The organism is Maricurvus nonylphenolicus (assembly GCF_042854845.1).
GTDB classification, from domain to species: Bacteria; Pseudomonadota; Gammaproteobacteria; order Pseudomonadales; family Cellvibrionaceae; genus Maricurvus; species Maricurvus nonylphenolicus.
The window spans coordinates 2,952,463-2,966,867 of sequence record NZ_AP031498.1; the positions used below are offsets into that span (position 1 = coordinate 2,952,463).

At 49.2% G+C, this 14,405-nt stretch carries 9 protein-coding genes; 4 read left to right on the forward strand and 5 right to left on the reverse strand.

What is annotated here, in order from left to right; genetic code table 11:
* Positions 1 to 15: 15 nt before the first annotated feature.
* Positions 16 to 1,443, reverse strand: a complete 1,428-nt coding sequence (locus ACGHZ6_RS12930) for an HDOD domain-containing protein (protein ID WP_390614380.1) — start codon at positions 1,441 to 1,443, stop codon at positions 16 to 18.
* A 361-nt stretch (positions 1,444 to 1,804) separates the two neighbouring features.
* Between ACGHZ6_RS12930 and ACGHZ6_RS12935 the strand changes: the two genes are divergently transcribed.
* Genes ACGHZ6_RS12935 through ACGHZ6_RS12950 form a run of 4 tightly spaced genes read left to right on the forward strand, consistent with a single transcriptional unit; the run spans position 1,805 to position 7,397 of the window.
* Positions 1,805 to 3,643: an extracellular solute-binding protein gene (locus tag ACGHZ6_RS12935; protein WP_390614381.1), complete on the forward strand. Its 1,839-nt coding sequence runs from the start codon at positions 1,805 to 1,807 to the stop codon at positions 3,641 to 3,643.
* Positions 3,643 to 4,737 (forward strand): microcin C ABC transporter permease YejB, encoded by a 1,095-nt coding sequence (locus ACGHZ6_RS12940; RefSeq protein ID WP_390614382.1) that lies wholly within the window; start codon positions 3,643 to 3,645, stop codon positions 4,735 to 4,737. The genes ACGHZ6_RS12935 and ACGHZ6_RS12940 overlap by 1 nt, the downstream gene beginning before the upstream one ends.
* 11 nt (positions 4,738 to 4,748) lie before the next feature.
* The gene (locus tag ACGHZ6_RS12945; protein WP_390614383.1) at positions 4,749 to 5,780 is read left to right on the forward strand and encodes an ABC transporter permease; all 1,032 of its coding nucleotides are present in this window, start codon (positions 4,749 to 4,751) and stop codon (positions 5,778 to 5,780) included.
* Between the two features lie 6 nt (positions 5,781 to 5,786).
* A complete protein-coding gene (locus tag ACGHZ6_RS12950) occupies positions 5,787 to 7,397 on the forward strand; it encodes an ABC transporter ATP-binding protein (protein ID WP_390614384.1) in 1,611 nt (536 codons plus the stop codon).
* 275 nt (positions 7,398 to 7,672) lie between these two features.
* Here ACGHZ6_RS12950 and ACGHZ6_RS12955 read toward each other — a convergent pair whose 3' ends face one another.
* The 4 genes from ACGHZ6_RS12955 to clpX form a co-directional block, all read right to left on the reverse strand.
* The gene (locus tag ACGHZ6_RS12955) at positions 7,673 to 9,547 is read right to left on the reverse strand and encodes a SurA N-terminal domain-containing protein (RefSeq protein WP_390614385.1); all 1,875 of its coding nucleotides are present in this window, start codon (positions 9,545 to 9,547) and stop codon (positions 7,673 to 7,675) included.
* A gap of 184 nt (positions 9,548 to 9,731) precedes the next feature.
* Positions 9,732 to 10,004 carry an HU family DNA-binding protein gene (locus tag ACGHZ6_RS12960; RefSeq protein ID WP_390614386.1) on the reverse strand — a complete coding sequence of 91 codons (273 nt, stop codon included), beginning with the start codon at positions 10,002 to 10,004 and terminating at the stop codon, positions 9,732 to 9,734.
* Positions 10,005 to 10,324: 320 nt separating this feature from the next.
* On the reverse strand, positions 10,325 to 12,748 hold the full coding sequence (gene lon / locus ACGHZ6_RS12965) for an endopeptidase La (RefSeq protein WP_390614387.1): 2,424 nt from the start codon (positions 12,746 to 12,748) through the stop codon (positions 10,325 to 10,327).
* A 252-nt stretch (positions 12,749 to 13,000) separates the two neighbouring features.
* Positions 13,001 to 14,305 (reverse strand): ATP-dependent Clp protease ATP-binding subunit ClpX, encoded by a 1,305-nt coding sequence (clpX, locus tag ACGHZ6_RS12970; RefSeq protein WP_390614388.1) that lies wholly within the window; start codon positions 14,303 to 14,305, stop codon positions 13,001 to 13,003.
* Positions 14,306 to 14,405: the final 100 nt, after the last annotated feature.

The following is a 14,405-nucleotide window of genomic DNA, read 5'->3' on the forward strand; positions in this document are numbered from 1 at the left end:
TTCAAAGGTAATTTTTTACTTTCTTTTTTCCGCGAGCATTTGCAAACTCATTTGCGTCTGCATCACAAAATGTCTAAAGCTCTGGAAGTGCTCTTTCTGTAACACCCCGCCCAACTTCCAGCGATCTGCATAGAAAAGCGCCACATCTCTGCCACCCAGTCGAATAGGCGCGATAAAAGACTGGTACTTACCCAACACGTGAATTATCTCTGGCGAATAAAGGTGTTTTTGCGCTTTTTGAAGCTTGCTATCAAACCAGATAGGCTCTGCAACCTTACGCACATAAGTAAAAATGTTGTCCTGATTTTTATCGAGCGGGAAAGCAAAGTTCTTACGCCAACCCTCAGTGCCCTCCCCCAGCACATACTTGGCAACCGCATGATCATCCTGAATAAAAGCCAACGCTACCCGCTCCAGACCGATACCCCGGTGCATGCCTTCGAGCACCATTTGGAAAATGGTGTTTACATCAAGGTTCTCTGATAAGGCGTTTGAGAGCTCGCGCAATATATTCAGCTGTAGCTCATGATCGGCCTGCATAGGCTCTGGGGCATCTTGCTCACTATCAGGCGCGATAGAGCGGCTACTGGGGATCAGATGGCAAACCCTGGCGGCACCGTAGGTTAGCGCAACAGAAGCCGCCTCATCGGCATTTTCGACTACCATTTTGCGAGCTTCAGTCAGATCCAGGCCAGTAAACGCCATCACCTTTTTCAAAACCTCACCCACCTCAAGGGAATCCCAACCTTTTACAGCAGCACGGCTTAATTCTTCACCAATGCGTACTGCAATGACCTTGGGTGATGGTTTTTGGGGCGGGTAAAGGGCCTGTTCAAGGGTTTCTCCAAGGTTCCAGTTTTTCGCCAGAGCTCGGGTAATGGCCTTAAAGCTTGTGCCTGTAACCTGCTCCATAGCGTCTTTTTCAGGTAATCTTCCCTCAGTTAACAACTCATCGAGCTTATCAACCTCTTTGCCGCCACTGGCCCAGAAAGACATTGCACCCAGATGGAAGAGCAGCGCGGCAATAAAGACTTCTTCCTGTACCTCTTCATTGGTGCGACGTACCAGGTTACGAGCCTGCACAGCGGCATGAAAACCTTGTGCCATCTGCTCTAAAAGACGCTCTCTGGGTTGTTTACCCAGTAAAGAGTCAATCATCATCACCGAGATACAGATAGCCCTGACGCCACTAAAGCCAATTAATACAATGGCACGACTGATGGTATTTATAGGATAGCTCGAAGGGTTGTATTGCACGCTATTGGCAATACGCAGCACCTGTGACGTCAGGTTGGCATCCTTAAGGACGACTTCGGCCAGCTGGTTAACTTCCGCCTCATCGCTGCCGGTCAATTCATTTAATTCTTTGACGATGGTCGAGAGTACGGGCATATCCTTTTTACCCAGTTTCTCAACCCACGCTTCCAATCCAGTCAATGCCATACTTTCTATGCCGAACTCATTCGCTAAGTGTTTGTTTTTCTTTATTTTAGACTACTCTCAATAAGTAGCTCAGGCAATCCGCAGATACCTGACACAAGGCTAAAAAATAGGTACTCTTAGCCTGACCGATGAGCCAACTAATTGCTCATCCTGTTGTCAAAATCCTCGAAGAAATATCCAGTAGACAACATAACCAACAATAACGATAAGGTTTCCAGGAAGGTTCATGCGAGTAGCATTTAACAGATTCAGGCTAGCAGGCCACCCTCTTTGTTCATTTTGTGACCAGCAAGCACAATTTCTGCATCTTCTCCTTATCGGCTTAAGCGCTTTTATCACTATTGCGTTCTGCTCACTTTCAATGGCCAGTGAGATTTCAGATGGTAATCCAGTCACCATAAGCCACGCTATGGCCATGCACGGTGACCCCAAGTATCCGGCAGATTTTAAGCGTTTTGAATACACATCCTCCAGAGCACTTAAAGGCGGAGAATTAAAGCTGCACAGCCTCGGCACATTTGACAGTTTCAATGGCTTTATCCCAAAGGGTAACTCGGCAGACCACCTGGGACTTATTTACGATACCTTGATGACCGGCTCCGCTGATGAGGCCTTTAGCATCTACGGCCTGGTAGCCAACAAAATTGAATACCCTGAAGATCGCAGTTGGGTCATTTTTCATATTAACCCTGCTGCTAGCTTTCATGATGGTCACAGCATTGACGCTAACGATGTCGTTTTTACCTTCAATACCTTGATGGAAAAAGGCAGCCCACAATACCGTTTTTACTACCAGGATGTTGAAGATGTTGTGGCTTTGGATACATTACGCGTGAAATTCTCATTCAAGCCTGGAGCCAGTAAAGAGATGCCGCTGACGGTAAGTCAGCTTCCGGTATTACCGCAACATTATTGGCAGGATAAGGATTTCTCTTCCGCCAATTTACAAAAGCCCCTGGGTAGTGGCCCTTATAAAATAGGCAAGTTTGAAGCCGGGCGCACAATCACCTACGACAGAGTTAAAAATTATTGGGGCGCCAAGCTCCCTACTCGTCGAGGTCTCTACAATTACGATAAGATCAGCCACGACTATTTTCGAGATTTCACCATCGCGATGGAAGCCCTGAAGGCCGGAGTCGTCGATATTCGTGTTGAGCGTGTCTCTAAACTTTGGGCCACAGGCTATACCGGCCGCGCAATTGAAGAAGGTCGATTGATAACAGAAGAAATCGATCACGAGAACCCTACAGGCATGCAGGCGTTCTTATTCAACCTGCGAAAGTCATTGTTTGAAGATCGCACACTTCGTCAAGCGATAGGCCTTGCCTTTGATTTTGAGTGGACAAACGACAACCTCTTTTACGGGGCCTACAAACGCACTCAGAGCTTCTATTCAAACTCAGAGCTTGCCTCTTCAGGCTTACCCACTGAAGCAGAACTTGCCCTGTTGAACCCATTTAAAGATCAACTGCCTAAAGAAGTCTTCGAGCAGGTATATCGTGCCCCAGTCTCTGGCGAACTCCCCAACAACCGAATCAATCTACGTAAAGCCAAAAAGCTCCTTGATAATGCCGGTTATCGAGTCGAAGACAACCAACTACTCACACCAGAAAACAAGCCCGTTAATTTTGAAGTGTTAATGTATGACCCGGGTTTTAAACGCGTGGTCAACCCGTTTATTCGCGGCCTGAAAAAGCTTGGTATCAACGCCAAGATTCGCATGGTGGACACCTCTCAATACATCAATCGTATACGAGAATTCAAATTCGATATGATTGTGTACTCCATCGGGCAATCTCTCAGCCCTGGTACTGAACAGGTCAGTTTCTGGCATTCGAGTAGCGCCAACGCGCCAGGCAGTCGTAACCTAATGGGAATCAACAACCCGGTTATCGACAGCCTGGTTGAGCAACTGATAAAAGCAGAGACTCGTGAAAGTTTAATCACCCATACTCACGCTCTTGATCGCGTACTACTGCAAAACCATTACGTCATCCCGCACTGGCATATTAATCACCACCGCCTGGCTTACTGGGATAAATTTGATCGTCCCAGCATAACCCCTCGCTACGACATTGGCTTTGAAACCGGCCTAATGAGCTGGTGGATCAATCCGCGTAAGGTCAAGGGTATCAACCGCAGTCAGGCCCAAGCAGAAGCCGAAAGTAATGAGATGGCCACGGAGGCAGTAGAACAGTAATGGGAACTTATATTTTACGCCGCCTGTTGTTGATGATCCCTACCCTGTTGGGAATTTTGATCGTCAACTTTCTGATAGTTCAAGCGGCCCCTGGCGGCCCTGTTGAGCAAATGATCTTCCAGCTCGAAGGCCATGAGGGTGGCGGCGCAACGGCGCGCTTTACCGGAGGCGGAACCGACGTTAAAGCCGCAGCAGTGGGTAATGGGGATAGCGCCTACCGCGGCAGCGTTGGCCTGGATCCCAATGTCATTGCTGAAATTGAAAAAATGTATGGCTTTGACAAACCTCCCCATGAACGTTTTTTCAAAATGCTGACCGATTATATGCAATTCGATTTCGGCGATAGCTTTTTTCGGGATGCCAGCGTTATTGAGCTCATCAAGGAAAAGATGCCCGTATCCATCTCACTGGGTTTATGGAGTACGCTGCTGGTTTATATGATATCCATACCACTGGGTATCAAAAAAGCGGTACATCACGGCGACGCCTTTGATATTTGGAGCAGCGCGGCCATTATTATTGGCTATGCGATTCCTGGCTTCTTGTTTGCAATTTTATTGATCGTCGTCTTTGCCGGCGGTAGCTACCTCGAATGGTTCCCGCTTCGAGGGTTAACCTCGCCAAATTTTGATGAACTCAGCTTAGTCGGCAAGATTAAGGATTACTTCTGGCACCTTGCCCTGCCATTACTGGCTTACACTATTGGTGGCTTTGCTACCTTAACTATGCTGACCAAAAACTCATTTCTCGATGAGATCAACAAGCAGTATGTACAAACTGCTCGCGCCAAGGGACTTGATGAGCAAAAAGTGCTCTATGGGCATGTATTCCGTAACGCCATGCTGATCATTATCTCTGGCTTCCCTGCTGCCTTTATCAGTATTTTCTTTACTGGTTCCATGCTGATCGAAGTAATTTTCTCTCTCGATGGTATTGGCCTGCTAGGCTTTGAATCCGTAATGAACCGTGATTACCCCGTTATCTTCGGCACGCTGTTTATCTTTACCCTGATCGGTCTGTTTGTGAAATTATTATCTGACCTTGTTTATGTCTGGGTTGATCCACGCATCCACTTTGAAAGTCAGGAGGCTTAGAGATGTTTAATGTGAGCAAGCTAAGCCCCATCAATCAGCGCCGCTATCACACGTTTTTTGCCAACAAACGTGCAAAATACAGCCTGATTATTTTCTCTGCCCTGTTTTTAATAACCCTGTTTGCCGAGCTGATCGCCAATGATAAGCCTTTGCTGGTAAATTATGATGGCGGCCTCTACAGCCCAGCCCTGATCAGCTATCCAGAGACAACCTTTGGCGGTGATTTTGATACCGAAGCCGATTATCGCGACCCCTATGTCGTCGACCTAATTGAAGGCAACGGCTGGATGATTTGGCCACTGATTCCCTACAGCTATTACACCCATATCGGCAACCTACCACAGCCTGCGCCCTCGCCACCCACAGCACAAAACTGGCTCGGCACTGACGACCAGGCTCGGGATGTAGTCGCACGAGTGATTTACGGCTTCCGCATTTCGATTCTGTTTGCCCTGGTACTGACACTAGGCAGCAGTATCGTTGGTGTACTGGTCGGCGCGCTGCAGGGTTACTACGGCGGCAAAGTCGATTTGATTGGACAGCGCTTTTTAGAGATTTGGGGCGGCCTGCCAGTGCTCTTCCTGCTGATCATTATGTCCAGCATTGTTGACCCTAACTTCTGGTGGCTATTAGGTATTATGCTGCTGTTTAGCTGGACCGCCCTGGTCGATGTGGTACGCGCTGAATTCCTGCGTGGCCGCAACCTCGATTATGTGCGAGCGGCTAAAGCCCTTGGGGTCAATAACCCCACGATTATGCAGCGCCATATTTTACCTAACGCCATGGTCGCCACTGTTACCCTGATGCCGTTTATTTTGACCGGAGCGGTAACCACACTCACCTCATTGGACTTTTTAGGCTTCGGTCTACCTCCAGGCTCCGCCTCGCTAGGTGAGCTGGTGCATCAAGGCAAAACCAATCTCCACGCTCCGTGGCTGGCGATGACCGCGTTTGTGGTGCTGTCTTTTATGCTGACACTGCTGGTGTTTATTGGCGAAGGGGTGCGTGATGCCCTCGACCCTCGACTTGTGACGCAAGGATAAGGATTGATGACAAATAACGCACCACAAGCAACTCCCCTATTGCGCGTCGAAAACCTACAAGTGGCCTTTCATCAAGGCCAGACTAGCGTAACACCAGTCAGCGATGTATCACTGGAGATCCATAGCGGTGAAACTCTGGCCTTAGTTGGTGAATCCGGCTCCGGGAAATCACTAACAGCGCACGCCATTATGCGCCTTCTTCCCTACCCTGCCGCTCATCACCCGAGTGGATCTATCAAACTCGACGAGCAGGAGCTTATCGATCTACCGCTCAATAAGATGCGGTCGATTCGCGGACGTCGTATCGGCATGATTTTTCAGGAACCCATGACGGCGCTCAACCCACTGCATAACGTTGAAAAACAGATCAGTGAAGTCATTAAACTGCATCAAAACAATTCCCGTAATGGCCTTAGGGAAAAGGTTTTAGCGCTGCTAGAAAAAGTTAAAATCCCCAACGCAGAAGATAAGCTCAAAGCCTATCCCCATGAGCTATCTGGAGGTCAACGCCAACGGGTAATGATTGCCATGGCGCTGGCCAACAATCCAGAGCTTTTAATTGCCGACGAACCGACAACCGCACTGGATGTTACTGTACAGCGGGAAATTCTCGACCTGCTGCAGGAACTACAGGCCACAGACAATATGGCGATGCTGTTGATTACCCATGATTTGGGCGTTGTTCGCCATGTCGCCCACCGAGTTGCCGTAATGCACCAAGGTAAATTGGTAGAAACGGCGGAAACCGCAACACTCTTTAGCCAACCGCAGCACCCATACACACAGGAACTGTTAAACAGTGATCCAACAGGAACCCCTGTAACACTTCCTGAGGAGCCTGAAAGGCTACTGCACACAAAAGACCTTTGCGTTTCATTCCCACTACATAAACCACTATTTAAAAAACCAAGTCGTTTTTTACATGCGGTAAAGCAGGCTAATATCCACCTGGATAAAGGCAGCACACTTGGCATTGTTGGCGAAAGTGGCTCAGGTAAATCAACCCTGGCCATGGCCATCCTGCGGCTGCTGGAATCCAGCGGCGATATTCACTACCGGGAATACACACTGAACGCGCTAACAGAGAAACAATTACGTCCATTGCGCAGCAAAATTCAGGTCGTATTTCAGGATCCCTTTGCCAGCCTAAGCCCGCGTATGACGGTAAGCGAGATTGTCGCTGAAGGATTAGTCGTACACAGCCAGGATAGCAAGGAAGAGATCGATCGTAAGGTCGTTGAGGTACTGGCGGAAGTGGGTATTTCTGCCGATATGCGCCACCGCTACCCCCATGAATTCTCCGGCGGCCAGCGCCAACGCATCGCCATTGCCCGCGCACTTATTCTTAATCCGGAAATTATCATTCTCGATGAACCTACATCGGCACTTGACCGAGCAGTTCAAGTGCAAGTAGTCGACTTACTGCGCTCGTTACAAGAAAAGCATCAGTTAAGTTATATCTTTATCAGTCACGACTTAAAAGTGGTTAAAGCCCTGAGTCATCAGGTGATAGTGATGCGTAATGGGGAGATTGTAGAAACAGGTAATGCCAGCAAGGTCCTGGTTGAACCGGAACAGGAATATACCCAAGTACTGCTAGAAGCCAGCTTTGCGTAATATCGAGGCTAGCACTTAGGAAGGAGACGGTCGGGGAAGCTTCTCGTAGCAATCAGCCCATTGCTTAAGCGGCAGGAAAAAGTCAGAGTAGTCGCGGAGGTTGTCTGAGCGCTTTTAGCGAGTTTACGTAGCGCTGACTTTTTCCGGCCGCTTATGGGCGCGAAGAGAAGTTTCCCCGGCCGTCTCCGGATTTATATAACCTATCTATAGGCCTCAAACACAAAAAAGCCGAGACAGTTACCTGACTCGGCTTTTTTACAGCTTTCAATCAATGACTAGTAGCGATCAACATGCGCATTCTGCTGAACCATTGCCTGATAAGACTGGTAATCATCAGCACCTAACTGCTGCGCCAAACGACTACTGATAGAACGCTGCTGAGAAGCGTCCTGCTCTTCAAGCTTACCCGCAGCTACAGCCGTCAGACTTACCACCACATAATCACCGCCAGCCAGCTGAACACCATCAACAACTGGATCAGCTTGTGGTTTTTCCAAACCAAATACAAACTGATTGAGGGCGCGATCAACTTCCGGATCAAAACGTTTACCCGCAAGCTTTACCTGCCACTCATACCCATTGGCCAGTGCCAGCGATTCAACGCTTTCACCTGCGGCAACTTTGGTTTTCAGGTCGCCCGCTTTAGCTTTCAGGGCCTCTGCTGTCAGCTTGGCAGTTACATCAGCAACCACCTGCTCTTTAACCTCTTCCAGGGTTTGCTGACGGCTTGGCTCATGCTTGTTTACACGCACAACGACCAGGCTGTCTTCAGCCAATTCCAGCACTTCACTGGTATTGCCTTCAACCAACACTTCATCACTGAAAACAGCAGCCAGTACGCGATTATCACGCAGCACACCTTCGCCACCACTGCGAGTCAGAGGATCAGAGGTTTCAACCACAAGACCCAGTTCAGCCGCAGCATCTTCCAGATTGTCAGCGTTGTAGGTCAGATCTGGTAAAGCATCCAACACTTCTACAAAGCGCTCTTCTGCACTTGCGCGCTGCAGTGTATCTTCAATGCGATCGCGCTCCTGCAAGAAGCTGGGTGGCTCTGCAGCCTTTAACGACATCAGTTTGATCAGATGAACACCTGCATCGGTTTCAACCGGCTCAGATACCTGCTCTACAGCCAAAGCAGCCAGAGCGGTTTCGAATGCCTCAGGGAAAATATCACCACTGGTGAAACCTAAATTGCCACCTGAGTTTTTGGTACCAATATCATCAGAATAGGTTTTGGCCAACTCAGCAAAATCCTCTCCAGCGGCAATTTTTTCTTGTACTTCCTGCAATCGTGCCTCGTGAGAACCATCCTCTTGCGGCTCAATAAGAATATGAGCAGCCTGACGGCTGGTACCTTTAAAATCGGCGAAGTCCTGCTCGTACTGAGCCATCAACTCATCTTCAGACACCTCGATGTCATCCATCAAACCATCAATGGAGGCATGAATATAGTCAACGGTTACCTGCTCGCGGCTCATATAGCGAGGCTTATTCTCTTCGTAATAAGCATTAACCGCTTCATCATCTGCTGTAACGCTGTCAGCAACCGAGGCTGCGGGAATGGTCAAGTAGTAGTAATCACGGGTCTGCTGAGTCAGCGCCGTTACCTGATCCATTTCAGCCGGGGTTACAAAACCACTATTCACAAAACCGGCAGTCAGCTGGTTACCCAACAGATCTTTAGTCAGCTGCAGTTTATAGCCTGCAGGGGTATAACCCATATTACGCAGTAACATGGTGTACTGCTGAGGGCTAAACTTGCCATCCTGTTGGAATTGAGGAGCAGAGGTAATCAGCTCATCCAGAGTGGTTTCAGCCACGGCCATACCGCCGTCCTGAGCCTGCTGATAAATCAACTCACGCAGAATCAGATCGTTGAGTACCGGCTCGCGTAGACGCTCATCACTGATAAAGTCAGCTGGCAGCTGCTCGCCAAAACGCTGCAACATTTGCTGACGACGCATTTGAATGCCACGACGCACCTCGATATCGGCAATGGTTTCACCATTAACCTCAGCGGCCTTGCCAGCAGTACTGGTGCCAGAGAAAAGTGCTTCGGCGCCAGTCAGCGCGAAGATCACTACGATTAAACCGATCAGAATGTAGGCTACAGTTCCTTTCAGGTTATCCCGAAATGTTTGCAGCATAGTTAACCCCAATTATTGTTGTAATGAGCTGTTAATTTGGCGTATTCCATTTGCCCAAATGGGTACGCAATTAACAAAAAAGGCGCATCGAATACAATGCGCCTTTTTTGATGTTCGGTAAAGCCAGTTACATCATCATGTACGGCAGATAGTTACAACAAGTGACCAAACTGCCGCCCACAAATTAGTTAACTGCGTCTTTCAGTGCTTTACCCGCTTTGAAGCTTGGAATCTTCGCAGCAGCGATCTCGATTGGCTCACCGGTTTGTGGGTTACGGCCGGTACGAGCAGCACGATCTTTAACAGCGAAAGTACCGAAGCCTACCAGTACAACCTGGTCACCTTCTTTCAGAGCGCTGGTTACGGTTTCAACAACAGCGTCAACAGCACGGCCAGCAGCAGCTTTTGGAATGTCTGCAGATGCTGCAACAGCTTCGATCAGTTCAGATTTATTCACACTAAACCCCTTTTATTTTTGGTTTAAGACTAAAAACAAGTTATTTGTTCATAAAGGGGCAATCCCCAAACTTTGCCTTGTCCCATTTCCTCACACTTAGGTACGCCTGTAGAGGGCGGTAGAGCGAGGTTTTGGCAAGAAAAGCGATTTATACCAACTGCCTCAGGGGCGGTCAAGGTATGCTTTTGATAAAGTTTGTAGAAATTCACCCCAATGTGCCACACTGCTCGCAAAGCGATCAATACGGCCAAAATTGACGCCGCCAGAGCCCCTCTCTGGCGGCTTGTAGCACGTCACTAGCCCACTTTTATATTTCAGCGCTAGTGGGTGCTAATGCGGTTTGCGGCGTCAGCCCCCTTTTGCTTGGCTTCATCCTCCAACGCCTGAAACTCCTCATCACTGAGAGGTTTTGGCATGTGCTGAAGTGCGATTTCGAGGACCTCATCAATCCATTTTACCGGTTTGATCACTAGATCCTCTTTAATATTATCCGGAATTTCTTTCAGATCACGTTCATTATCAGCAGGGATCACTACCGTTTTAATGCCACCACGGTGCGCGGCCAACAGTTTTTCTTTCAGCCCACCAATACGTAGCACTTCACCACGTAAGGTAATCTCACCGGTCATAGCCACATCAGCACGCACAGGGATATCCGTAAGAACGGAGGTCAAAGCGGTACACATGGCAATACCCGCACTTGGGCCGTCTTTCGGTGTCGCACCTTCAGGTACATGGATATGAATATCACGCTGCTCGTGGAAGTCCGGTGCAATACCCAACACCTGAGAACGGGAACGAACAACCGTCAGAGCCGCCTGAATGGATTCCTGCATCACATCACCCAGAGAGCCGGTTTTCACCATACGCCCTTTACCTTTAACGGCAGAGGATTCGATGGTCAGCAGTTCACCACCTACTTGCGTCCAGGCAAGGCCGGTTACCTGACCAACCTGATTCTCTTCTTCAGCCACACCGTAGTCGAACTTGCGAACACCCAGGTAGCCTTCGAGCATATCGGCAGTCACAACCGCTTCAGAGAGTTTCTTCTCTTTCACATGCTCTGTGACGACCTTACGGCACAGTTTGGCCACTTCACGGTCCAGACCACGCACACCTGCCTCGCGGGTGTAATAACGAACCACATCACGCAGCGCCGCTTCTTCCACTTCCAGCTCATTGGCTTTCAGGCCATTGGCTTTCTTCTGTTTCGGTACCAGGTAACGCTGGGCGATATTAACCTTTTCATCCTCGGTATAACCGGGGATGCGAATAACTTCCATACGATCCAGCAGCGGGCCCGGGATATTCATGGAGTTGGAGGTACAGACAAACATTACGTCACTGAGGTCGTAATCCACTTCCAGGTAGTGATCGTTAAACTTGTTGTTCTGAGCAGGATCCAGCACTTCCAGCAAGGCCGAAGCCGGGTCACCGCGGTTATCCATACCCATTTTGTCGATTTCATCGAGCAGGAACAGCGGGTTTTTTACACCGCTTTTCGACATCTTTTGAATCAGCTTGCCAGGCATAGAACCAATATAGGTACGACGGTGACCGCGAATTTCTGCTTCATCACGTACACCGCCCAGCGCCATACGCACAAATTCACGATTGGTTGCACGGGCAATGGATTCACCCAAGGAGGTTTTACCCACCCCAGGAGGGCCCACTAAACAAAGCACAGGACCTTTGAGTTTCTTAACACGTTTCTGTACCGCCAGGTACTCAAGGATACGCTCTTTAACCTCTTCCAAACCGTAGTGGTCGCGCTCCAGGATTTTCTCAGCACGGGCTAAATCGTGACGCACTTTACTGCGCTTGGACCAGGGTACTTCCACCATCCAATCGATATAGGAGCGAACAACTGACGCTTCCGCCGACATAGGCGACATCATTTTTAGCTTGGCCAATTCAGCACGAGCCTTTTTCTCGGCCTCTTCCGGCATACCGGCATTAACAATCTTCTGCTCGAGCTCTTCCATCTCATTGGGCTCATCACCCATTTCACCCAGCTCTTTCTGAATGGCTTTCATTTGCTCATTCAGGTAATACTCGCGCTGGCTCTTTTCCATTTGTTTTTTAACACGGCCACGGATGCGTTTTTCCACCTGGAACAGGTCGATTTCCGCCTCCATCAAGCCCAACAGATGCTCAAGACGCTCACGAACATCGGCCATTTCGAGGATATCTTGCTTCTGCCCCAGATCCAGGGACATATGTGCGGCAATAGTGTCCGCCAGGCGGCCCGGCTCATCGATACCAGACAGGCTGGTCATCACCTCGGAAGGCACTTTCTTGCTCAGGTTTACATATTGTTCGAACTGGGACATGGCAGAACGCAACAACACATCGGCCTCGCGCTCGGGCAGCAGCTCTCCTTCCAGCACCTGAATTTCGGCTTTGAAATGAGTTTCTTCGTCATTAACCTCAATGACTCGCGCCCTTTCACCACCTTCAACCAGCACTTTTACGGTGCCATCAGGCAGTTTCAGCAACTGCAGAATGCTGGAGACAGTACCAATGTCATACAGGTCATCTTTGTTAGGCTCGTCGTCAGAGGCATTCTTCTGGGCGACCAGGAGGACTTGTTTATCAGCGGCCATAGCCTGCTCGAGAGCTTCGATCGACTTCTCACGGCCGACAAACAAGGGTATGACCATATGTGGATAGACAACCACATCGCGCAAGGGAAGCAGGGGTAGGATATTAGCGCCTGTATCGGCGGCTTCGTTCTGGTCCATTGTAAGCCTCGTAATGGTTATGCCTGGGCATACTGAAAAGCATAGACACCTAGTCGCAACCAACTAGTAACCACAAAAAAGGTGGGAATTGTCCATGGCAGATGCCCCAATACTTCTAAAGATTGGGGTCTAAGTGGCGGAATTACAAGGTTTTAACCGTTAAAAAATAAAAAAAGGGAGGCTTATAAGCCTCCCTTTGTACACGCTTTGCGCTTATAGCCTAAACCTTAGGCTAAAGGCCAAAATGGCACCCTATTCTTCAGGTGCAGCCTTGGCTTGCTCAGGCGGTTGTTCAGGGGTCTCGTAGACCAGCAGAGGGTCAGATTCCCCCTTAATCACGGCCTCATCAACAACCACTTTGGCAACATTTTCTTCAGATGGGATACGGTACATGGTATCCAGCAGCACAGACTCCATAATGGAGCGCAGACCACGGGCACCGGTCTTACGGTCCATAGCCTTCTGAGCGACAGCTTCCAGAGCATCGGTACGGAAATCTACCTCAACCCCTTCCATCTCAAACAGCTTGCCATATTGCTTGGTGAGTGAGTTCTTTGGCTCGGTCAGAATCTGCACCAAAGCCTCCAGATCAAGCTCTTCCAAGGTGGCAATCACCGGCAGACGGCCGACAAACTCAGGGATCAGGCCGTAACGTACCAGATCCTCAGGCTCCAGCTCGCGGAAAGTCTCACCGACATCCTTGCTATCATCCTTGCTCTTCACTTCAGCACTAAAGCCGATACCGCCCTTCTCGGAGCGATCGCGAATAATCTTGTCGAGGCCTGCAAAGGCACCGCCACAGATAAACAGGATGTTGGAGGTATCAACCTGCAGGAACTCCTGCTGCGGGTGCTTACGGCCACCCTGAGGAGGCACAGAAGCCACGGTACCCTCAATAAGTTTCAGTAATGCCTGCTGTACACCTTCACCAGACACATCACGGGTGATGGATGGGTTATCAGACTTACGGGAAATCTTGTCGATTTCATCGATATAGACGATACCCTGTTGGGCCTTCTCTACATCGTAGTCACACTTCTGCAGCAGCTTCTGGATGATGTTCTCTACATCCTCACCCACATAACCCGCTTCGGTCAGGGTGGTTGCATCAGCAATGGTGAAAGGCACATTCAGCAGGCGAGCCAGAGTCTCTGCCAGCAGAGTCTTACCGCTACCGGTAGGACCAACCATCAGGATATTACTCTTACCCAGCTCGACTTCGTCTTTGTCTTTCTTCTTCTCGCCAACACGAAGACGCTTGTAGTGGTTGTAAACAGCCACAGCCAGGACCTTCTTGGCACGCTTCTGACCAATTACATAGTCATCCAGGATATCTGAGATCTCCTGAGGTGTTGGCAGGCGATCGCTGCTACCTTCGGGCGCCCCTTCTTGGATTTCTTCACGAATAATGTCGTTGCATAAATCGACACATTCGTCACAGATAAATACCGAAGGACCGGCAATCAGCTTGCGCACTTCATGCTGGCTTTTGCCGCAAAAAGAGCAGTACAACAACTTACCGTTGTCGTCCCCGTTATCATTGGTGTGATCGGTCATTAAACCACTCCGTCAAAAATCAGACCTAATATCCTACAAGATGCTAGCTTTTGGGGTATTTTTCAAGTGCTGGCAGGCTAATCCCGCCAACTAAATCTTA

Bases quoted from the DNA above. Each gene is read 5' to 3' on its own strand.
- ACGHZ6_RS12950 (WP_390614384.1), top strand. From the start codon at position 5,787: ATGACAAATAACGCACCACAAGCAACTCCCCTATTGCGCGTCGAAAAC.
- clpX (WP_390614388.1), bottom strand. From the start codon at position 14,305: ATGACCGATCACACCAATGATAACGGGGACGACAACGGTAAGTTGTTG.
- ACGHZ6_RS12955 (WP_390614385.1), bottom strand. From the start codon at position 9,547: ATGCTGCAAACATTTCGGGATAACCTGAAAGGAACTGTAGCCTACATT.
- lon (WP_390614387.1), bottom strand. From the start codon at position 12,748: ATGGACCAGAACGAAGCCGCCGATACAGGCGCTAATATCCTACCCCTG.
- ACGHZ6_RS12935 (WP_390614381.1), top strand. From the start codon at position 1,805: ATGGCCAGTGAGATTTCAGATGGTAATCCAGTCACCATAAGCCACGCT.
- ACGHZ6_RS12930 (WP_390614380.1), bottom strand. From the start codon at position 1,443: ATGGCATTGACTGGATTGGAAGCGTGGGTTGAGAAACTGGGTAAAAAG.
- ACGHZ6_RS12940 (WP_390614382.1), top strand. From the start codon at position 3,643: ATGGGAACTTATATTTTACGCCGCCTGTTGTTGATGATCCCTACCCTG.